The organism is Spirosoma flavum, assembly GCF_042686045.1.
Lineage (GTDB): Bacteria > Bacteroidota > Bacteroidia > Cytophagales > Spirosomataceae > Spirosoma > Spirosoma flavum.
Genome location: NZ_JBHUOM010000001.1, coordinates 1,005,561 through 1,027,413, shown reverse-complemented (window position 1 = coordinate 1,027,413; position 21,853 = coordinate 1,005,561). Strand labels below are relative to the sequence as shown.

Below are 21,853 nucleotides of genomic sequence, written 5' to 3'. Positions count from 1 at the left end.
CGGGTCAATTGTATAACGTTTACAAAAAAGCTGAACGCTATGGTATCCGCAAAGTAGTTATTCTTCAGACTAATCAGGATTGGATAATTACAGACTGGAGTAACGACATAACCCTCATGGACGGCTGCGTTCTGACTATTAAGAAGCTGTTAGACGAAGAAGAGATCGATTATTAACGACAAATGCCTGACTAGTATGGTCAGGCATTTGTCGTTTTCCATAAAACAAATAAACAGTTATTCCACCCGATAGGCTACCAGTTTATTCTTGAAAAATGTCGGTACGATTAGTAATTTTTTCTTGGCAACGTAGTCAATATCAGCCGAATTTATTTTCTGTTCGCGGGTGTCGAGCAGTTGCTCTTTTGTACCGTCGGCATTGACGTGAAAGACCTGCCCGTTCCAGTCCGAAACAAAATAATTACCTTTCCCCTCTGGCACAATGCCATCGGTAGCAGCCATCCCGTCGGCAAGAGTTGTCATCGTTTTCGACGCCAAATCCACCGACCGTAACGCGCCAATTTTAGTACTGCCAATCATAAGTTTATCATTGCCGACGGCCAGTACGCCATTTGGTTTATTAAGTTGTTCGCCTTCCATCCAGACTTCCCATTTGCCGTCTTTCAGGCGATAAATTTTATCAGCACGGCTATCCGATACATAGACCGTACCGTCTTTTGCTACCGTTACGTCGTTTAGGAAAGCGCCTTTTCCAACGGCATCCCAGGTTTTTTCGGCTTGCCCATTCGTCGTGTTAATGCACAGTAAGCGATACACATCCGTCACGTAAAGCTTGTCTTTATAAAGCCCCATTCCTTTTGGAGCATTCAGACCCGATGTCCAGCGTAGGTTCTCAATTTTACCATCAAGCGACACTTTTGAAATAAATCCACTCCCATCGAGCGAGTCAGATTTACCATCAATATTAGCCACATAGAGCGTGTTGTTACCATCATAAAGCACCGATTCAGGAGTGCGCAGCGTGGTATCCGTTTCCCATACTTTCACCAATTTAATCGGCTTCGGGCGAACTGGTGGTGTTAGAGCAACCAAGCTACTAGTAACGATAGCTATTGCTGCGAACAGGTTAAAGTTTTTCATACTTTAATTGATTATCAACAGATTAAAAAGTTTAGAAAAAAAATAGTTGTATCCTACCGAGCTACTAGTTGCTTTGGGCGCACAGGTAGAAGGAAGAATATGAATTTTCTAACCACTTGTTGAGTGACTGCCTCTGCGTTAAAAACAATAAGAGAATGAGGGTGTTTAAAAAATTCGCACGTTAAAAACAAAGGTCATGGAAACAGCACAATTTCGCACATATGAAGTGCAAATACCGGTGGTACAACTCAAAGAAAGCACCCGTGATATGGTTCGGCTGCAACGCGATTACCAACTTTCAGATGAATTGTTCTGGGAGATATTTAACGCCCGCGTTTTACTCAATGAGCCTATAAATATCGACGAATTTATTAGCGACCTCGACCTATAGCCGGCTCACGCCTGACAATTTCCTGATCACTATAAGCATCCGGCCCAACTACCTGCAAACAGTAGCTGACTAATTGCCCATATTCTCAACTCAATCGTACGGCAAACAGTATTTTTGATTTGGTGTACACGTATGTCACTACGAGTAGTGTAACGACACCGCCAAGCATAACCGATGGCACCGTACCCATCAAGCGGGCCAGTAAACCCGACTCAAACGCGCCAATTTCATTCGACGAACTCAAGAAGATTCCGTTCACGGCGGCCACACGTCCGCGCATGTGATCGGGCGGAAAGATCTGTAAAATTGTTTGTCGGATAATTACACTTACACTGTCGAATGCACCCGTTAGCCCAAGCATGATAAGCGACAGGTAAAAATTCGTTGACAGGGAAAAGACAATAGTGGCTATACCAAAGCCCGTTACGGCCAGTAACATATTTCGCCAGGCGTTATGGGTTGGTGGGTGTTTGGTCATATATACCATTGTCAGTAGTGCACCAATAGATGGCGCTGCCCGCAAAAACCCTAAGCCTTCGGCTCCTACCTTCAAAATATCTTCGGCAAAGACCGGTAAGATGGCCACCACGCCCCCAAACAGTACGGAAAATAAATCCAGCGAGATAGCGTAAAGAACAATCCGAGTGTTAAAAACAAATCGAAATCCTTCCTTTAAACTCTCGCGAAGCCCCAACACGGGCGCATTACTAACGGGCGTTGGTTTGCGTTCAATGAGCATTATCAGCAGAAAACAAACGACCAGAAGCGCAATGACCACAATCAGCGTATTGTCGAACCCAACCCAACTATAAAGAAAGCCGGCCAATCCCGGTCCTACAATAGCACCCGCCTGCCAGAATGAACTGCTCCAGGTAGCCGAGTTGGCATAGAGTTCGCGCGGCACCAAAAATGGCTTTATGGATGAGCTGGCTGGTGAGTAAAACCCTTTGGCTGTACCAATTAGCATTAGCACGCCATAAATGGTTGCTAATCGCGCTGTTTGCGATAGTCCGCCTACGATAGACGGTTGAAAAACTAAATATAGAATAACAGAGCCGAGCAGAATAACTAACAAGCTCCACAGTAGAATCTGTTTTTTGTCCCGTCGGTCGGCCAAATGACCACCAAATAGCGACAAAGCGATGAAGGGGATAGCTTCTGCAAGTCCAACGAGGCCCAGCATCAGCGGATCATGGGTGATTTTGTAAAGTTCGTAACCCAAAATAACTTCCTGAATAAGCAGCGTTGCTGTGATCAGGAAACTGTTCATCACGAAATAGCGAAATTCAGGAATTCGGAGAGATGCGTATGTATCGACGGGAGCCTGTTGAACCATTTTATTGCTGGCGTATTGTATATTTATCGCCTGAGTTTTTGATTAATCAACCCAAAACAATGCAATCTCCGTTCCGAACAAGGGTTAAAATTTGTTGCATTAGTAGTCTTGCCGAAGCTCAATCAGCCATTCGATTCGGGGCCGATGCCCTAGGTTTAGTGGGACGGATGCCTAGTGGTCCCGGTGTGGTAAGCGACGAGCTGGCCGCGCAAATTGTCTGCGCAACGCCCCCGCCCGTAGCTACGTTCATGCTCACAAGTGAAACTAATAGCGCCGATATTATTGCTCACCAACAGCGCGTAGGCGCTAGCACCATCCAACTCGTAGACGCTGTACCCACCGATACCTACGCTCAACTTCATGCCGCGTTACCGGCCATAAAACTGGTCCAGGTTATTCACGTCATTGACGAACGAAACATTGATGAAGCTTTGCTCGCTGTTCAGAATGGCGTTGATGCGCTGTTACTCGATTCGGGAAATCCCAATTTAGCCGTGAAAGAACTAGGCGGCACCGGGCGGGTACATAACTGGACGGTAAGCCGACAGATTGTGGAGCAGTCGCCGGTACCAGTGTTTCTAGCGGGTGGTTTAAACTCGGCAAACGTCCGCGAAGCGATTGACGCGGTGCGTCCTTTTGGTCTGGATATCTGTAGTGGCGTGCGGACCAACGGTCACTTAGATGCTCAGAAGCTGCAAGCGTTTATGAATGCCCTGAAGTCTTGAAGCCTTTTAATTCGAAAGATAAAATTTTGTGTTAACTCGTACTATGTTGTCAAACTAAACCCTAAACGACTTAACCATGCGCAGTCTTACGATCCAGATTCCGCAGCCTTGTCACGAACGCTGGGCCGATATGCAACCAACCGAACAAGGCCGCTTTTGCGCCAGTTGCCAGAAAACAGTGGTCGATTATACGTTGCTCTCAGATCAGGAATTGGTAAGACTGTTGAGAAAAGCTTCTGAAACAAGTTGCGGACGTTTTCGAAATGAACAATTAGACCGCCCATTACCGCTATCAAATTCGGGCTTCACCCCACTATGGCGTCATTGGGTCGAACTAATTACTATGAGTTTATTCGGTTGGCAAACGGCACAAGCGCAAGTTAAACCAGTAAATAAACCGTCGCCACCAACTTCAGTACGGCCAGACTTTACGGTCATGGCTCTTCCTGTTCGAGCGGGTGCTTCTCCTCAAACAAAGATGGTTATTGACGGGCGAGCCATGCTGATGGACTCAAATGGGAGTCTATTCCCTGCTCTGGAAGCTCGTGTATCAGTTTCATTACATGGCGAAAACTGGCAAGCACTCACGGATAGTACCGGCGCTTTTAACCTTCTGGTTCCTACTCAACTACAGGTTACTGAGATAAAAGTCCGTATAATGACGCCAAGCTTTGCTTTAGGAAGCACCACGTTCAGCGTATCACCGTCAACTTGTTCAATTGCTTTGAACGATATTATATTGTCTAAACCAATGCCCCGACGAGATATAACTGGTGGAGCGCTAACCACTACCAAAACACCTTCTCGCTGGCAGAAATTGAAAAATAAATTTTTTAACTGAGACGAAGCGTTTTCAAGAGGCATCAAAAAAAAGTGGTGGCATAGGATGCCACCACTTTTTTAATGAAGTGATCTGTTTAATAAGATCAAGTTTTATTCTGCCAAATGCACTTAGGCAACGACAATTTCTTTCATTAATTTCTCTTCTTTTACCTCAATTTTAGGTAATTCAACGGTTAGGATACCATCTGTGTAAGCAGCCTTGATTGAGTCGGCATTCACCGTTTTTGGCAAACGGAAACTGCGTTCAAATGAGCTGAAGCCAAACTCCTGCCGAGTAAACTTCTCAGTGGTTTCATCAGCTTTCACTTCCGACTGGTAAGCAATCGTCAGTTTATTGTTTTCTACGTTGATTTTCAAATCTTCTTTTTTCAGACCAGGAGCAGCCAATTCAAGAAGGAAAGCGGTTTCGATTTCTTTAACGTTTACGGCTGGTACGTTAGGCGTTTCGTTTTGATACCGATTAATGACCGGACGACCGTAGAAAGGATTAAAGAATGTAGGGATGTTGTTGTATCGAACTAAGGTTGCCATGTTTTTATTTGTTTTATTAGGTTGTTTACTATCAAACACATTCACCCTAAGTCAAATCTTGTACCAAGTCGTATTCTAAACCAAATACTGTCATTTTGTCCTAGTATCTATTAATTAGCTAGAATTCACATGACATAATGTCACAATAGTCGCATAAACGCCGTCAAAAACCGAGAAATGCCCTGCGATTTTGACACTCTTCAGTTCGGCTGTTCGCTAATTCACTGGTTTGCATGTCTTAACAGTCTAATAACTTGGCGAAGCGCGAACAAACGGCTAATTTTATCCCGCCCATCAAGCACGTGCTCACCAAAACTTCTTACTTATTCATGAAGCGACATATACTGCCGCTGGTCACTCTGTTGTTGAGTGCCAGTCTAACCATTCCGGCTACTGCCCAACAAACCGCCGTCGACCACTTCGAAAGTGGTATCACCAAGAGTAAATCGAATGATTTTACGGGTGCCCAGCAAGCATTCAGCATGGCGATAAGCATGAATCCCGAAAATTCGGCGAGTTATTATAACCGGGGATTGGCTAAAGCTAATTTGAAAGACCATCGGGGTGCCGTTCTTGATTATGACAAAGCCATCGACCTGAACGGGAAAGACGCATTGGCTTACCTGAGTCGGGGTGTCAGCAAAAGCAGGCAGGACGATCACCGGGGCGCTTTGCTGGATTACAGTCGGTCAATTGAACTCAATCCCGATGATGCCCAGACCTATTACAATCGGGGTGTTAGCCGTACCAACATTGATCAATACCGGGGTGCTCTAGCCGATTTTTCCAAATCCATTGAATTAGAGCCAACTAATGGTCAGACGTACTACGCCCGAGCCGTTACCAAACAAAAACTGGAAGACTATGCAGGTAGCGTAACCGACTTCACAAAAGTTGTGGAGATTACCCCTAAACGTCCGCAAGCCTATGGTGGACGAGGTATGTCGAAGGTTGAGCTAAACGACTTCGCCAGTGCTATAATCGATTTAAATAAAGATATTGAGTTAAGTCCCGAAGATGGCGAAGCTTACTTTTACCGGGCTTATGCGAAAGGGAAATCAGAAGATTACAAAGGTGCACTAGCTGATTATGACCGCGCTATTGCCCTCAAGAGCGATAATTACCGGGCCTATTATGGTCGTGGTTTCTGCCGCAGTAAACTCGGTGACCAGAAAGGCGCTGTTCAGGACTTCAATCAGTCTATCGAGATCAATAACGTTAACGCCGACGCCAAGGTTGTTTACAACGGTCGTATGACCCATGCTATCCTCGATAATCTACGCAATACCGTGCAGGAGCGTAGCAAAATAAATGAGTTAGGCAGCGAACGCGCCGAAGCGTATTTCAGCCGGGGTATCAGCAAAAACAAGCAAGGTGAATCTAAAGCGGCTATTGCTGACCTGAACAAGGCCATTGAACTTAGCCCGGCCTATGCCGAAGCCTACTTTAGCCGGGGGCTGATCAAGTCGGTGCAGGGCGACCAGAAAGGATCTATTATGGATTGCAATAGTGCCATTAAACTGAATCCCCGTTATGCTGAAGTTTATTACGTCCGTGGCCTTATCAAGCACAGCCTTGGCGACGAAAACGGTGGTTGCCTTGATCTCTCCAAAGCGGGCGAATTGGGTTACAATCCAGCCTATAAGGTGATTAGCCAATATTGTAACTAAGAAAAGAAGCCGAAGGAACGTGTACAAGAATCTTCCCTTCGGCTTCTTTCCCTTTATTCAAATCGTAAATGCTTCACGGAATCGCCGGACGATTCGAGTTCAAGCAGTGCATCGATGCCAATATCCAAGTGAACATTGACGAACTGACCCGTTACACGTTTGTCACTTTCTTCGGTTTTGACTCCTTCCGGCACTAACGGATTGTCGGATACCAGCAACAAAGCACCGTGTGGAATAGAGTTAACAAAGCCGACAGTGAAAATGGTAGCCGTCTCCATATCAATAGCCATTGTCCTGATTTCGCGCAGATAATCCTTAAACTGCTCGTCGTGTTCCCAAATGCGTCGGTTGGTCGTATAAACCGTACCTGTCCAATAATCTAGTTCGTACCGTTTAATGGTAGATGACACCGCCCGTTGTAAACGGAAAGAGGGTAGAGCAGGAATTTCGGGACGCATGTAGTCATTACTGGTTCCTTCGCCCCTGATGGCCGCAATCGGCAGAACCAAATCGCCAATCTGCGTTTTTTTCAACCCGCCACATTTACCTAAAAACAATACAGCCTTCGGATTGATGGCCGAGAGTAGATCCATGACTGTTGCAGCCATAGCACTACCCATGCCAAAATTTATAATTGTGATATTGTTCGCCGTAGCCGTTTGCATCGCCCGACCAATTCCGAAAATCTCCACATCGAACTTCTTGGCGAAGAGATCTACATAATTGATAAAATTGGTCAATAGAATGTACTCGCCGAAATTCTCGATAGGTGTGCCTGTGTAACGCGGCAACCAGTTTAAAACAATTTCTTCCTTAGTTTTCATTTATTAGAGAGTGAATAACCGGGCCGCCGGTGTGGTGAAAGAGCGAGAGGAAGGTTAAAAAGATTGGCTCTTTCTCTCATTCACTCTATCACTCCTTTATCTTTGGGATATGGTTGCGCTAAACCTTCCTGTTTTCGACTGTAAAATTAAACAAGTCGAAGGGAAACCCTACATTTTCGATTCATTACGCCGAAAGTACGTTCGGCTATCGCCCGAGGAGTGGGTTCGGCAGCATATTGTCAACCTACTGTTAACTCATTATGCCTATCCTAAAGCGCTAATCCGGGCCGAAGGTGGTCTGATTCTGAACAAAACTCAAAAACGAACGGATATTGTGGTCTTCGACCGGCAGGGGGAGCCCTTTTTAGTCGTTGAATGCAAAGCGCCACATATTCCTCTGACGCAGGCGGTTTTTGATCAGATTACCCGTTACAACCACATCCATCGAGCGCCTTATATTGTCGTCTCCAACGGGCTGACACACTACTGCTGCGGCATCGACCACAACACGACTGAAGTTCGATTTCTGGATGATTTCCCTGCATTTGAATAATCTACATTTTTTACATTCCCATCGCAACTATGTGGCCTACCAGTATTCCATTTCAAGTTACAGACTGGGCCAACGTGCCAGCAACTGAATACCCCGGCGAGTCAGGAACCGCTTTTTGGCGTAGTCTGCAATTTGGCAGTTTGCGAGTCCGATTAGTTGAGTACTCACCGGGTTATCTGGCTGATCATTGGTGCCAGAAAGGGCATATTCTTTATGTCGTTAGCGGAGTGCTTGAGACGGAACTCGAAACGGGCGAAGTTTTTAGGATGTTGCCGGGTATGTCTTACGAGGTATCGGACGAACAAAGTTCACATCGATCCCGCACAGATGTAGGGGCTACATTATTTGTGGTTGACGGAGATTTTCTAGCCGCAAAGACTACCCAAAGTTCTTTATAGCAACGGGACAGTCTTGCTCAAATGCCGACTTTTACTTTATACTACCAGTAGGTTTCTGCAAAGGTAATATACCGTTCTGTGAGTAGATAAGGCTTGGTATAATACAAAAAAAATCCCTGACACCGTTGGGTATCAGGGATCCATACTAAAGCTAGAGTTAGTTAGTTTTTAACAAGCTCACCGCTGGCGCGGATAGTAATTTCATCGCCAACAACAGCGGCTGGAGCAGAACCCAGTGTAAAATCACCACGTTTTACTTCGCCAGTTACGACAAAACCAGCTAAGGTTTTCTTGTTCTGTGGGTTAGTAACAGGGCCTTTAAGTACGGCATCAAGCGTTACAGGCTTCGTTACACCGTGCATCGTTAGATCGCCCAGCACTTTATATTTATTACCTGATACTTTGCTGATCGATTTGCTTTTGAAAGCCAGTGTTGGATACTTAGCCGCATCGAAAAAATCAGCGCTCTTCAGGTGACCATCACGTTTTTCCTGGTTCGTATTGATGCTACTTACATCGGCAGTTAAGTCGATTTGGGCATCCGTGAAATCATCTTTCATCGATGTCATTTTAACATCGAAATTCTGGAATTTGCCATCCACTTCCGACAACATCATGTGTGTTACCGTAAATCCCAGGTTGGAGTGTGCTTTGTCGAGAGTCCAGTTTTGAGCGAAAGCTCCTACCGAAGAGAACAACAGCGCAGCGATCATCGTTGCTTTTTTCATTGGTTTGTAAGTAAATGTTAAGTGAGACACTGGTAAGAAAAAACGTTAAATGGTAGAGGTTAGGCGCGTAATCGATCGAGTAGTTGACTAAGAGATGCTGCTTCTTCGGCGGTCAGTTTCTCCTGTAGCGAGGTATCCCATTCAGCCTGCCGGGCATCTAATTGCGTGAGCAACGCCAGACCCTTCTCTGTAATGACAACATCAACGGCCCGGCGATCGCTTGGACATTCTGTGCGCAGCACGAATTTCTTAGCAACCAGTTTGTCAACCAATCGGGAAGCGTTCGACATTTTGTCGAGCATACGTTCCGTGATGTCAGATACTTTGATGGGGTTAGGAGACTGACCACGTAGGATCCTTAACACATTATATTGCTGCAACGTGAGTTTGAACGGCTTTAGCAATTGAGTCTGCCCCCCAGCAAGCCAGTTGCTGGTATAAATCAAATTAACAACTACCCGGTGGTAGGATGATTTGAAGGGTGTACTCTGCTTAATGTCAGTTTCTATAGACATGCCTCAAAGATAATGTAAATGTATTTAATGTCTATACATTATATGCATTTATTTTTATCGATAAGGAACGATCTGAGGAGCCGATAAATCGAAGTCACGAAGTTTTAGCGTTGGAATCCCCTCAAATGCCTGGCGAAATGGTAGCGTGTTACCAGGAATGTTTGGGTAATAACTGAGTCGGATTTGAAAACTATTGAACGTCAGATTTTCGTTTCGAAGCCGAAATCCAATACCATATCCCTGATAAAGAGGGCCCTGCAAAAAAGACTTATTTGAAAAACTGACTAGACCGAGGTTAGCGAATGTAATAAAAGCAACCCGAAACCCGATCAGATTCAGGCGGGAGAATAAAATGTTTTCGTAGTTAATCAACCATCGTTTGGTGCCTCGTAACAAATCACTATTGACACCAATTCCATCCGTGTTAAGACCACTACCGCTACTACCCAGCGTAATATATTCGTTCGTAAAACGATCAATACCCGTGGTGTAACGCGTATTCAAAAAATGCCGCATGTTCCCCCATTTGGTTTTCATTAACGGACTGAAATAATTCGATTCGAGCGAGAAAACGCCCTGTTCAATTTTGCCTGACCGGATGTATCCACCCACGTTGATTAACCCGTAAACATATCCTACGTGACGGACATACTTGCCCTGCGAAAAGTTTAGCCCTGTATATAATCGTTGGCCCAGTTCAGCATTATCAAACCCAATAATTCCCGCCACGTTCTCTCCAATTGGTACGTCCTCAGTTCGACCAAATCCATAGATCAGCACGTCGCGAACGTATTTTCGTCGGGAAAACCCAACACTAAACAAGGTTGTACGGCTATCCTGATAAATCTGGTTGGTATCTGCCGTTACATTGGGCCGCTTACTATAGGTATAACTGGTATTACGCAGGGCAACAACGAGCCGGGAACGACCCTTTTCTTCCGTCTCGCTTTGCCGATAGAACAACCGAAACGACCGACCAATCCAAATATCGGAGTAATTATAGCCGAGTGGAACCAGCACAACGCTATCATTGCGGTTAACGAGCCGATTGTTAATCTGTGTGTGGTTCAATTCTATTGACCCGGCATATTTCATATCAGGTGTCAGAAAAGGTCGATACAGTTTTACGGATGCCTGCTTCAAATCGCGCAAATACAATAAGTTCGCTTCGGCGGTTAGAAATGTTTTTCCGATAAAGGGCACTCGGTAACGCCCCTGATATTCTAGTTTCTGACGTGGATCATTGCCCGAATAGGCTACCTGAGCGAAAAGCTGGTGGCCCAACCCCCTGAAATTGAGCTGATCGAACCCAACGCTAAAATTGGTAAGTCCGCCAAATCCACCATTAGGCAGCAGCGACCAAACGTCCTGCGTAATCACATACACATCCACAAATTGCTTGCTGCCCACGCGTGGAAAAACGAGAATACGGGCGTCGTGAAAGATGGATGTATTCCGTAATAACCGCTCATTATCGCGCAGGACCAAGGGGTCAAGTATATCGCCTTGCTGGAAAAGCAGGTACGAATTGCGGATAACGTGCTCACGCGTGTTTGTGTGCAAACGACTACCCGTTCGCTCAATCCAGTTGGCGGGCTTACGCAGGGTGTCATAAACCGTCTGACCAAATACACTGAGCCGTCTGATATAAATATCGCCAATGATCTTCCCTTCAAATATCTTAAATGGATTAGCTTCAATCTGATTGACCTCACCCGTTTTAACCCGACTATTATACACATCTTGAAAAACAGCGTCGTAAAGCTGGCGCGTTAGTCGATGCTTATACATTTTGGTTTTCAAACGGCTATAAAAAACGCTGTCGCGTTGCATCAGTATACTATCTGTCACCGCATTTAAATGAATGGCGGCTAACGAATCCATACTGGTAATTTGCTGAATCGGTGTGGGCCGCATGGAATCTATCTGCATCCGATCAGGCGTTGCGGGCATTTTTCTTTGACTTGTATCAGCCTGCCCTATCGCACTGATTGAGTGTCCAACAAAAAGCATCAGCCACACCAAAAATTGGCGCAACGCTGGCCTATATTCGTTCGGACACAAGTAATGCATTAGGAAAATATAACGCTGATTAGAGTACGGTATGTATGAATGGTTTAAACCTGAGAACTGAGTAAATTGATTGACGATTAGTAGCTAACGAATTTACGAATAACACTTTCATTATGAATTGATTAAAATCACAAACCGACGTACCGGCAGGCTACCTATTTATCTGTTTCTGAAGCCAAAAATCCCGTTGTCGCTCCGAACCGAACTGAAAATAATGAAAGCCGAGTGGCTCGAATCCCATTTTTTTATAAAATGATATGGCTCGTTCATTTCGCTCCCATACACCAAGCCACACGGCAGTATACCCCTGCGCTTTTGCCCAGTCGATACAGTGATTTATTAATGTTTGGCCCTGCCCCTTCCCTATTTGTGACTGTAACAAATAAATACGCTGAATTTCAATAGCATTCCGATTTGTCATCCGGCGGGGTGGCGCATGCCGACGTAGCTTTGCATAACCTATGGGCGTTCCGTCGGGTAAATCCAACAGAAAAAATGTCGAGCGGGAATCTGCCAATTCTGCTTCTAAAATAGATTGTGTACAGGCCGACTGGATGTATTCATCAACAAGTTCGGCTGGATTGTGGGGCGGCCCAAAAGCTTCACGCATGGTCATTGCTGAAAGATCTGTGAGCAAGGCTGCATCAGCAATAGTAGCGGTTCGGATTAACATGGCGTAGGTAAGTAACTGACCAATTTACATAAAAACCCCGGCTTTGAGTACTTTTACCGTTTCTCTATCTGAATTTATGCTCACATTACGTTACCCATTGATACTGGCATCGGGATCTCCTCGTCGGAAACAACTCATGACCGACGCGGGCTTTTCATTCACTATTGAAACGCGACCTACGGATGAGATATTTCCCGAAACAATGCCAGCCAATGAGGTTGCCGAATACCTAGCCCGCCAGAAAGCCGACCAATTTCGGGATGATTTGGGCGACAGCCAAACGCCACCCCGGATTATCCTCTGCGCTGATACCGTTGTTATTCTGGACAACCAGATTCTAAATAAACCGCAGGACGAAACGGATGCCCGACGAATGCTCAGAGCGTTGTCAGGACAAACACACCGCGTACGTACAGGCGTTGCAATTTTGGCACCAAATCCGAATAAGTCCGATACTGCGGTTGAACCAGTTATGCACTCCTTTACGGATGAGACGATTGTACAGTTTGCTACCTTGACCGACGATGAGATTACGTACTATATTCGGGAGTGCAAACCCTTCGATAAAGCCGGGTCTTACGGGGCACAGGATTTTATTGGGTTGGTTGGAATCGAGCGATTGGAAGGGTCTTTTTATACGGTGATGGGCTTGCCAACGCATCGGGTTTATCAGGCTCTGAAAAAATATACTCAGTAGCCTTTGAACGCAAGCGGAAATATCCGTTACTTCTTTTCCGAAATGATAGACTAGTAAAAAAGGTCTAATTCGTACACCCTTTTAAGAGAATCTGTTGTCTTATAAAATGATTTTTGTCCAAATTATTTACAGATTGTAAACCCATAGTAAATCTTCATAGTTTTCAATGAAACAGCAAAATTTAGTATGACGGCAATGACTCCCGTTCAACCCAGTATAGTAACAGTATCTACTAAGCCTCATCCACAATCATCGTCCGTTGGTCACCAAGGTGTTCACTACGAAATCTTCGTTCGCTCCTTCGCGGACTCTAACGGCGATGGTATCGGCGATATCAATGGCATAACAAATAACCTCGATTATTTAAAAGAATTAGGCATCTCGGCTATCTGGCTCATGCCCATCAGCCCTTCGCCAACCTACCATAAATACGACGTTACAGATTACTACGGCATCGACGCTGAGTACGGTACAATGGACGATTTTAAGCGACTGATTGCCGAAGCTCACAGCCGTAACATGGCGGTTATTATTGATTTAGTCCTACACCACACCAGTATTCAGCATCCTTGGTTTCGAGAAGCGTCCAAAGGGCCGGACAATCCATATTGGAATTATTATAAATGGCTTCGGCCCGACGAAATCAACCGGCGTAACTTAGCCAATCGTGACATCACGGCTGATTCTGGCGAGCGAAACCCCTGGCATTCTATTCGCGGTTCCAACTATCCCGAGAAATACTACGGAATGTTCTGGAGCGGCATGCCCGACTTAAATTTTGACCATCCGCCAGTACGGGAAGAGTTTTTCAACATTGCCCGCTACTGGCTAAACGATATTGGCATAGATGGTTTTCGATTGGATGCAGCCCGCCATCTTTATCGTGAATCCGAAGAGCCGAAAAACCATGAATTCTGGCAGGAGTTCGGTCGGGTAGTTGAAGCCGCTAAACCCGGTGCCTACACCGTTGGTGAGGTATGGACACGCCCCGAACGCATTGCTCCCTATTTCCGGGGATTGAAGGCTAACTTCAATTTTGATTTGCAATTGATGATTGCAGAAATCGTTCAGCAAGAAGACGATACAGAAGATTTAATTGAATTTTTGGTTTATGTCCACGCTACATTCGGCACCGTAAATCCTCAATTTATTGACGCGCTGCTCCTGTCTAACCACGATCAGAACCGAATTGGCAGTTTGCTAAAGGGTAATCTCAACCGGCTAAAAGTAGCGGCTAACCTGTTACTCACCCTACCCGGCCTGCCTTACCTTTATTACGGTGAAGAAATTGGGATGTTGGGGATGAAGCCCGACGAAAATATTCGCGAGCCGTTCCTTTGGGATATTCGCGCCCGCGACCGGAAACGCACCCATTGGCGACGGGGCCGCTACTCGACTAGCCAGACTGTGCGACCACTGGCCGAACAGCAAACGGACCCCGATTCACTGTTCAATCGCTATAAACGGCTGATTCAGTACCGCAATAGTCATCCCGTTCTGAACGATAACCTTAGTCAATTAGAGCAGGCTGGCATTCGGCAAAAGGGGATTGTAGCTTTTATCCGACACAACGGAAATGGACAACGCGTATTGGTCGTGCATAACCTGACAAAAAACTCTATCGACGTAATATTTTCTCCTGATGAAAACTGGTGCCGATGCATCGTATTTGAGACGATAACGGGCGGTTCATTTACAGGCGACCGGGTAGCAGTACCGGGCTATGGATGCGTAATTGTCGAGTAAAAGCAGGTTGCAATCCGTAACATCCTAACAGGTAGCAACCTGTTAATACTATTTTAATCTTCACTATTGTCTATTCAGCTACTATAATTGCCGATTCAGGTGCCTTAATTTGGGCTTTAGCTTGTTTTAACTCGTAGCTAATAACCCACAGTAGCCTTTATACTGTTATTTACTCTCTGACGAGGATAAATTATGAAGGCGTTTAGAAATTACCCATTGTTCATTTATAGCTGGCTATACAGTCCAGCCTTCTTACTGGTTAATGCGTTACTACTAGTATCAGCCTGTGGTAGTGGCGACAAAAAGAAAGGTAATCAGGCTGATTCCACCGCACTAAAACAACCCAAAACGTATTCTGTATTAACCGTTGCTCCCCGAAAGACAACACTCTTCGTCGATTTTCCGGCGATCATTCAGGGTGAACAAAATGTCGAAATCCGCCCCAGAGTGGATGGATATGTAGAAGCCATTTTCGTTGACGAAGGGGCAACGGTAACGAAAGGGCAACGTCTTTTTCGCATCAACGCACCCCAATATGCGCAGGACGTACTCACGGCACAGGCTGGCGTTCGAACGGCGCAGGCCGATGTTAGTTCTGCCTTACTGGCTGTTAACAAGGTTCGTCCATTAGTAGAAAAAGACATTATTAGTAAATATGAGCTTGAGGCCGCCCAATATGCGCTTGCATCCAAGCAGGCCGCATTATCACAAGCGCAGGCTTCGCTGGCTAATGCGAACACCAATCTGGGCTACACCAATTTAGTCAGTCCCGTTAGCGGAGTGGTTGGCTCGATACCGTATAAAATCGGAAGTTTAATAACCAGCACGACCACAAATCCACTGACAACTATTTCTGGCATTAGTGCCGTGTACGCCTATTTTTCACTCAACGAAAAGCAGTTACTCGACTTCACCCGCGACGTGAAGGGCAACACCCTACAGGATAAGTTAGCCAAATTACCGGATGTTATACTCTTGCTGGCTGACGGGTCGCTTTACAATTACAAAGGCCGGATAAAAACCGCTATCGGCCAGATCGATACGCAAACGGGTTCCAGTAATTTCCGTGCTACGTTTCCAAATCCGCAAGCCCTATTGCGCAGTGGCAGCAGTGGTACTGTGCGTGTTCCACGCACCATCGACTCCTCGCTGATGGTGCCGCAAAGTGCTACCTATGAACTTCAGGATAAGCACTTTCTGTACGTAGTCGAAAAGAATAATGTGGTTAAGAACACAGCCATCACCGTAACGCCCACGCCCGACGGTCAGTATTACGTCGTGCAGACAGGGCTCAGAGCAGGCGATAAAGTCGTGCTCGACGGGGGCACAGGCTTGAAAGATGGCGCATCGATAAAGCCAAAACCGGTGTCATCAGCCAGCATTTACAAAACGACAGCGCCATCCAGTACAACGACCAACACCGATCCAAGCCCTGAGCTATAATTCACTTGTAGCAACCGTTACCGACTAATAATCACCTTCTTATGTTTCGCATATTCATAGAACGTCCTGTACTGAGCACCGTTATTTCGGCTCTGATTGTTTTGCTGGGCATTCTGGGGATGGTCAAATTGCCCATTGCTCAATACCCTGATATTTCGCCACCAACCGTACAGGTATCGGCCAGCTATAGCGGTGCCAACGCCGACGTTGTGCTCAAAAGCGTTATTGTACCGCTGGAAGAGCAGATAAACGGGGTGGAAGGCATGACGTACATGACCTCGTCGGCGACCAACGACGGAGCGGGCAGTATAAGCATTTTTTTTGCTGTTGGTACTGACCCAAATCAGGCGGCAGTCGATGTGCAGAATCGCGTTTCAGCCGCTACCAGTCTTTTACCACAAGAGGTCACTCAGGCGGGCGTAACGGTCCGTAAACAGCAGAGCAGCAATTTGTTGATTATGTCTATTTATAGCGATAACCCCGCTTACGACCAGACATTTCTGCAAAATTATGCCGCCATCAACGTTATCCCGCAACTCCAACGGGTAAATGGCGTAGGCAGTGCCAACGTGTTTGGTTCAGCCAAAACGTACTCGATGCGAATCTGGCTGAAGCCGGATGTCATGTCTATTTACGGCATTACACCCGCCGACGTTTCGACCGCGCTGGCAGATCAAAATGTGGATGCTGCACCCGGTAAATTCGGCGAAAACGACAACCAGACGTTTCAATACGTAATCCGGTACAGCGGTCGGTTGCAATCCACCGAACAGTTTGGCGATATAATTATTAAAACAACGGGCAACGGCCAGCTTTTGCGGCTCAAAGACATTGCCCGTATTGAACTGGGGTCGCAGACATACACCAGTTTCACCACCACTAATGGCAAGCAATCAGTTGGTATTTCCGTGAGCCAGACGCCGGGCTCCAACGCGCGGGAGGTCATTAATAATTCAAAGAAAGTTATTGAGTTGGCTGCGATGTCTTTCCCGAAAGACATCCATTTTATTTATTTGGTGGATATCAATCAATTTCTGGATGCCTCCATCAGTAAAGTTCTTCATACGTTATTGGAATGCTTTGCGCTGGTGTTTCTGGTAATTTTTGTTTTTCTACAGGATTTCCGGTCCACCATTATTCACGGCGTTTCGGTGCCGGTAGCCATTACAGGTACGTTTTTCTTTCTGTACTTGTTTGGGTTCAGCATTAATCTGCTCACCCTATTTGCATTAGTGCTGGCTATTGGTATCGTGGTCGATGATGCCATTGTAGTCGTTGAAGCGGTCCACTCTAAATTGGAAAGCGGCTATACATCACCGCGTAAAGCCGCCATTGACGCGATGGGCGAAATATCGGGTGCTATCATTTCCATTACGCTGGTCATGGCGTCGGTGTTTTTGCCTGTAACGTTCATCACCGGATCAGCGGGAGTGTTTTATCGACAATTTGGTATCACGCTGGCGGTTGCCATTATTATTTCGGCGGTCAATGCCCTAACCCTTTGCCCGGCACTAGCGGCTCTGTTTCTAAAGCCACCTGTACATACCGACGGCACGAAGCCAAAAACTTTTCTTCAGCGATTTGGCGTAGGGTTTAATGCGTCCTACGATGTTCTCACGGCCAAATACACCAAATCGGTCACGTTTCTTTCTGCTCGGAAGTGGCTCGCCCTCGTGGGCGTTGGATTGTTTGCCGGTGCATTTTTTCTATTATTTAAAACCACGCCTTCCAGCTTTGTGCCAAAAGAGGACATGGGAAGCATTTACGTAAATATTACGCTTCCGCCTGCTTCGTCAATGGAGCGCACAACAGCTATTGCCAACAAGGTAGACGCGATTGCCCACACTATACCAGAAGTCCAAAACAGCCTAAGAAACCTGGGACAAAATTTTGTTGCCGGAAATGGTAGCGCATATGGCCTGATTATCTTACGATTAAAGCCCTGGGATGAGCGTCCCGGCGTCACTGACGACGATGTAATTAAGCAGCTTAAACAGAAAACGGCCAGCATCAGGGATGCCGAACTCGTCTTTATTCAGCAACCGACCATTACCGGTTTTGGCACTAGTGGCGGTTTCACCTTTCAGTTGCAGGACAAAGGTGGGCACACGATCGATGAATTTTATAAAGTGACACAGAGCTTTCTGGCTGTGCTGAGCAAACGTCCCGAAATACAATACGCGACCACGTCATTCAACCCCAATTTTCCACAGTATCAGTTAGATGTGAACGTGGCAAAATGTAAAGAGGCTGGTATTGCAGTGGGCGATGTACTCAATGCGATGCAGGTATTTTACGGCAGTTCATACGTGTCAAACTTCAATGAGTTTGGCAAGCAGTACCGTGTGATCATGCAGGCCGACACTAGCTACCGGGCCAGCCCGGATGGGCTAACGAAAATAGCCGTTCGAACGTCAGCTGGCAGCATGGCACCCATTACTGAATTTATCAGCCTCAAACGAATCTACGGACCAGAAAGCGTTTCCCGCTTCAACCTGTTTTCGTCTATGTCAGTCAACGGGTCGCCGAATCCGAATTACAGCACCGGACAGGCATTGTTGGCTATTCAGGAAGTAGCGACCCAGACGCTTCCGGCTGGCTATGGCTTTGAATATTCGGGCATTAGCCGTGAAGAACAGAATGTTGGCTCCCAAACATTATACGTCTTCGTCTTGTGTCTGGCGTTTGTTTATCTTCTGCTTAGTGCACAATATGAAAGCTACGTACTGCCGTTTGCGGTCTTATTATCACTACCGATTGGCTTGACAGGAGTATATGTGTTTGCCCGGATTTTCGGTTTGGACAACAACATATACATGCAAATATCGCTCATCATGCTGATTGGTTTGCTGGCCAAAAACGCCATTCTGATTGTTCAGTTTGCCGTCGAGCGACGGCAAACGGGCATGGATTTGCTGGAATCGGCAGTGGAAGGGGCCAAGGCCCGCTTACGACCAATTCTGATGACATCATTTGCATTTATTTTTGGATTAATGCCGTTGATGTTTGCCAGCGGGGCCGGAGCGCAGGGCAACCGGTCCATTGGTACGGGTGCTATTGGCGGTATGCTGTTTGGTACGTTACTAGGTGTATTTTTCGTGCCAACGCTGTTCGTCATTTTTCAGGGTTTGCAAGAGAAAATCAGTGGTCCGCCCAGTCGACCTAACGCAGATGATGATGAAGTACCGGCCAAAGTTAACGGGCAGGAAACACATCCCACGGAGCAGGCTACCAAAGTTGTTAGCGCATAGCGGACTCTCAGAAGCAGACACATATCATGAATACGATACACATAAAGCTGGGATTGGCGATGCTACTAGGGGCGTTGCTCACTTCGTGTAACATCACAAAACCCTATCAACAAGCGGGCGTTACAACCAACGGACTTTATCGGGGGACGCAAACGACAGATTCATCCACGTTAGCCAGTCTACCCTGGCAGCAAATGTTTCCTGATACAATCTTACAGGGGTTAATTGAACGAAGTCTTAATAATAATTTAGACCTGAAAATCGCTGTGGCCCGGATGCAGGGAGCCGAAGCTAATTTAAAGCAAAGTAAACTGGCCTTCTTCCCAACGCTTAGTACCAATGCCGCCTTTACCCTCTCTAAATCGTCGTCGGCGCAGTTACGGGCACTGAATATCCGAAATGCAGAATCAGGATCAAGTACGGTCAGTACGACCTCAATTCCCACTATAAAGCAGTATTCATTGACAGCCAGTACCAGTTGGGAAGCCGATGTCTGGGGGAAACTACGTAGCACAAAACGGGCTTACCTAGCCTCTTATCTGCAAAGTGAAGCCTATCGACGTGCCGTACAAACGCAATTAATCGCCAACATCGCCAATGATTATTATGCTCTTTTAGCCTACGATCAACAATTAAAAATCACGCTGGAAACCGTTGACAACCGTAAGTTTGACGTCGAGACGATGAAAGCCCTGAAAGAAGGAGCTATCGTGACTGGTGCTGACGTTGTGCAAAGCGAAGCCAACCGCTACGCTGCCGAAGTGACCCTGCCCGACATTCGGCAGAACATCCGACAGACCGAAAATGCCCTTAGTGTACTATTAGCCATGCCTCCCGACAGTATTCCACGAACTCAGCTAGATAGCCAGCAAGTTGTGCCTTCGTTGCAAACGGGTTTGCCAGCACAACTGCTCAGTAATCGCCCCGATGTGCAGGAAGCGGAGTATTCGTTTCGCAACACCTTCGAGTTAACGAACGTGGCCCGCACCTATTTTTACCCGGCACTTACGATTACCGGCACCGGCGGTTTTGCTACCGCTAACACGCTGACCGGGTTCTTTGCCGGAACTTTTTATGGAAGCCTGATTAGTGGATTAACACAGCCAATTTTCAATCAGGGCATTAATAGACAGCGGCTTAGTCGAGCTCAGGCCGCCCAGGCAGAAGCCTTTTATACCTATCAGGCCACCCTGTTAACAGCCGGGCAGGAAGTATCGAATGCGCTGTATTCGTACCAGATGGCCGTAGATAAAGCGAACACTCGTCAGCAGCAGTTAGCCGCTTTACAAAAGGCGGTTTCTTACACGAAGGAGTTGCTCAAGTACACCGCCAATACAAATTACACGGACGTATTGACCGCTGAACAAAATCTGCTGGCAACCCAGCTTAATGGCGTCAACGACCGTTTGCAGCAACTTCAAGCGACAGTAGAACTCTATCGGGCGCTGGGCGGTGGATGGCGATGATGAACAACTAGAGCAAACGTCTAATAAACATTGCTTTTAGCAACGTTCTGGCAACAGCCGACGTAGGAATTAGTGGAGACAGTCAATAATGACGAATAAAATTAAATCAGCGTAAGCCATGAAAAAAGTGAGGATTACATCCGTTATGAAAAAACTCTTGATCGTGCTCGGCCTGCTGGCCAGTACTGGACTATATACCAACAGTCAGGCGCAGGTAAACGTCAACATCAATATTGGCAATCAGCCCATTTGGGGCCCAACCGGCTACGACTACGTAAACTATTATTACCTGCCCGATTTAGATATCTATTACTATGTTCCGTTACAACAGTGGATTTATAATAGTGGGGGCCGTTGGATAACAGCTACGGCGTTGCCTCCTCAATATGGCAATTATGATTTGTATCGGATGCACAAAGTAGTTATCAACGACCAGCAGCCCTATCTGCGTAACGCGACTTACCGGAAACAATATGCATCGTTCAAAGGGCGTTACGACCAGCAACCCATCCGCGATAGCCGTGATTCGAAATACTTTGTTATAAATAACCATCCTCAACATAATCAGGCTGTTAACAAAGGGGGCAATAATCGTCCGGGTGGCAACTCAGGACCGCAAATGGGCCAAAGCCATGGGCAACAACCAGGGCGCAATAACGGACAGCAACAGCAGCCCAACCGAAACGGGGACCAGCAACAGGGACAAAAGGGCGGTCGGCAAGATCGAAATGGCAAACCGCAGGGGCAGGGCCAACAACGTGGCCCACGGTAATCGATGCCCTATTAAACTTTACTTACCTAGATTGTCATTGCGAACTCTTGAGAAAACCAATGTAGACTCCACTTTATTGGCGCTTGGAACGAATTAACAATCAGCGTTCAAAATCCCT

Annotated in this window: 21 protein-coding genes; 13 read left to right on the top strand and 8 right to left on the bottom strand. The window is 46.4% G+C overall.

Annotated elements, in window-relative coordinates; all coding sequences use genetic code 11:
• Positions 1 to 8: 8 nt before the first annotated feature.
• On the top strand, positions 9 to 176 hold the full coding sequence (locus ACFS25_RS04150) for a hypothetical protein (protein ID WP_381497141.1): 168 nt from the start codon (positions 9 to 11) through the stop codon (positions 174 to 176).
• A 60-nt stretch (positions 177 to 236) separates the two neighbouring features.
• On the opposite strand, the gene ACFS25_RS04145 is transcribed toward ACFS25_RS04150, so the two are convergent.
• Positions 237 to 1,100, bottom strand: a complete 864-nt coding sequence (locus ACFS25_RS04145; RefSeq protein WP_381497140.1) for an SMP-30/gluconolactonase/LRE family protein — start codon at positions 1,098 to 1,100, stop codon at positions 237 to 239.
• A gap of 196 nt (positions 1,101 to 1,296) precedes the next feature.
• Between ACFS25_RS04145 and ACFS25_RS04140 the strand changes: the two genes are divergently transcribed.
• Positions 1,297 to 1,491 (top strand): hypothetical protein, encoded by a 195-nt coding sequence (locus ACFS25_RS04140; protein ID WP_381497139.1) that lies wholly within the window; start codon positions 1,297 to 1,299, stop codon positions 1,489 to 1,491.
• Positions 1,492 to 1,576: 85 nt separating this feature from the next.
• Here the strand turns inward: ACFS25_RS04140 and ACFS25_RS04135 are convergent, their stop codons facing one another.
• A complete protein-coding gene (locus ACFS25_RS04135) occupies positions 1,577 to 2,827 on the bottom strand; it encodes an MFS transporter (protein WP_381497138.1) in 1,251 nt (416 codons plus the stop codon).
• 59 nt (positions 2,828 to 2,886) lie between these two features.
• Here ACFS25_RS04135 and ACFS25_RS04130 point away from each other — a divergent pair, with 59 nt between their 5' ends.
• Positions 2,887 to 3,552, top strand: coding sequence for a phosphoribosylanthranilate isomerase (locus ACFS25_RS04130; RefSeq protein WP_381497137.1), 666 nt, complete (start codon positions 2,887 to 2,889; stop codon positions 3,550 to 3,552).
• A 76-nt stretch (positions 3,553 to 3,628) separates the two neighbouring features.
• Entirely contained in the window at positions 3,629 to 4,393 is a 765-nt protein-coding gene (locus ACFS25_RS04125) for a hypothetical protein (protein WP_381497136.1), read from the top strand.
• Between the two features lie 110 nt (positions 4,394 to 4,503).
• Here the strand turns inward: ACFS25_RS04125 and ACFS25_RS04120 are convergent, their stop codons facing one another.
• Positions 4,504 to 4,926, bottom strand: a complete 423-nt coding sequence (locus ACFS25_RS04120; RefSeq protein ID WP_381497135.1) for an Hsp20/alpha crystallin family protein — start codon at positions 4,924 to 4,926, stop codon at positions 4,504 to 4,506.
• Positions 4,927 to 5,255: 329 nt separating this feature from the next.
• On the opposite strand from ACFS25_RS04120, the gene ACFS25_RS04115 reads away from it, so the two are divergent.
• Positions 5,256 to 6,596 carry a tetratricopeptide repeat protein gene (locus tag ACFS25_RS04115; protein WP_381497134.1) on the top strand — a complete coding sequence of 447 codons (1,341 nt, stop codon included), beginning with the start codon at positions 5,256 to 5,258 and terminating at the stop codon, positions 6,594 to 6,596.
• Positions 6,597 to 6,649: 53 nt separating this feature from the next.
• Here the strand turns inward: ACFS25_RS04115 and ACFS25_RS04110 are convergent, their stop codons facing one another.
• Positions 6,650 to 7,420 carry an AMP nucleosidase gene (locus tag ACFS25_RS04110; protein ID WP_381497133.1) on the bottom strand — a complete coding sequence of 257 codons (771 nt, stop codon included), beginning with the start codon at positions 7,418 to 7,420 and terminating at the stop codon, positions 6,650 to 6,652.
• A 109-nt stretch (positions 7,421 to 7,529) separates the two neighbouring features.
• Here ACFS25_RS04110 and ACFS25_RS04105 point away from each other — a divergent pair, with 109 nt between their 5' ends.
• Both ACFS25_RS04105 and ACFS25_RS04100 read left to right on the top strand, forming a co-directional pair.
• Complete coding sequence (locus ACFS25_RS04105) at positions 7,530 to 7,973, top strand: type I restriction enzyme HsdR N-terminal domain-containing protein (RefSeq protein ID WP_381497132.1); 444 nt, start codon at positions 7,530 to 7,532, stop codon at positions 7,971 to 7,973.
• 29 nt (positions 7,974 to 8,002) lie between these two features.
• Positions 8,003 to 8,371 (top strand): DHCW motif cupin fold protein, encoded by a 369-nt coding sequence (locus tag ACFS25_RS04100; RefSeq protein WP_381497131.1) that lies wholly within the window; start codon positions 8,003 to 8,005, stop codon positions 8,369 to 8,371.
• Between the two features lie 161 nt (positions 8,372 to 8,532).
• Here the strand turns inward: ACFS25_RS04100 and ACFS25_RS04095 are convergent, their stop codons facing one another.
• The 4 genes from ACFS25_RS04095 to ACFS25_RS04080 form a co-directional block, all read right to left on the bottom strand.
• Positions 8,533 to 9,099 carry a YceI family protein gene (locus tag ACFS25_RS04095; RefSeq protein ID WP_381497130.1) on the bottom strand — a complete coding sequence of 189 codons (567 nt, stop codon included), beginning with the start codon at positions 9,097 to 9,099 and terminating at the stop codon, positions 8,533 to 8,535.
• 59 nt (positions 9,100 to 9,158) lie between these two features.
• Complete coding sequence (locus tag ACFS25_RS04090) at positions 9,159 to 9,614, bottom strand: MarR family winged helix-turn-helix transcriptional regulator (RefSeq protein ID WP_381497129.1); 456 nt, start codon at positions 9,612 to 9,614, stop codon at positions 9,159 to 9,161.
• Positions 9,615 to 9,668: 54 nt separating this feature from the next.
• Complete coding sequence (locus ACFS25_RS04085; protein WP_381497415.1) at positions 9,669 to 11,498, bottom strand: BamA/TamA family outer membrane protein; 1,830 nt, start codon at positions 11,496 to 11,498, stop codon at positions 9,669 to 9,671.
• 340 nt (positions 11,499 to 11,838) lie between these two features.
• Positions 11,839 to 12,360, bottom strand: coding sequence for a GNAT family N-acetyltransferase (locus ACFS25_RS04080; protein WP_381497128.1), 522 nt, complete (start codon positions 12,358 to 12,360; stop codon positions 11,839 to 11,841).
• Positions 12,361 to 12,436: 76 nt separating this feature from the next.
• On the opposite strand from ACFS25_RS04080, the gene ACFS25_RS04075 reads away from it, so the two are divergent.
• The 6 genes from ACFS25_RS04075 (at position 12,437) to ACFS25_RS04050 (ending at position 21,735) form a co-directional block, all read left to right on the top strand.
• Positions 12,437 to 13,057, top strand: a complete 621-nt coding sequence (locus tag ACFS25_RS04075) for a Maf family protein (protein ID WP_381497127.1) — start codon at positions 12,437 to 12,439, stop codon at positions 13,055 to 13,057.
• Between the two features lie 195 nt (positions 13,058 to 13,252).
• Positions 13,253 to 14,803, top strand: coding sequence for an alpha-amylase family glycosyl hydrolase (locus ACFS25_RS04070; protein ID WP_381497126.1), 1,551 nt, complete (start codon positions 13,253 to 13,255; stop codon positions 14,801 to 14,803).
• A 192-nt stretch (positions 14,804 to 14,995) separates the two neighbouring features.
• Complete coding sequence (locus ACFS25_RS04065) at positions 14,996 to 16,246, top strand: efflux RND transporter periplasmic adaptor subunit (RefSeq protein ID WP_381497125.1); 1,251 nt, start codon at positions 14,996 to 14,998, stop codon at positions 16,244 to 16,246.
• Positions 16,247 to 16,287: 41 nt separating this feature from the next.
• Entirely contained in the window at positions 16,288 to 19,497 is a 3,210-nt protein-coding gene (locus ACFS25_RS04060) for an efflux RND transporter permease subunit (protein WP_381497124.1), read from the top strand.
• 26 nt (positions 19,498 to 19,523) lie between these two features.
• Positions 19,524 to 20,963 carry an efflux transporter outer membrane subunit gene (locus tag ACFS25_RS04055; RefSeq protein ID WP_381497123.1) on the top strand — a complete coding sequence of 480 codons (1,440 nt, stop codon included), beginning with the start codon at positions 19,524 to 19,526 and terminating at the stop codon, positions 20,961 to 20,963.
• 145 nt (positions 20,964 to 21,108) lie between these two features.
• Complete coding sequence (locus ACFS25_RS04050; protein WP_381497122.1) at positions 21,109 to 21,735, top strand: hypothetical protein; 627 nt, start codon at positions 21,109 to 21,111, stop codon at positions 21,733 to 21,735.
• The last annotated feature ends 118 nt before the right edge of the window (positions 21,736 to 21,853 follow it).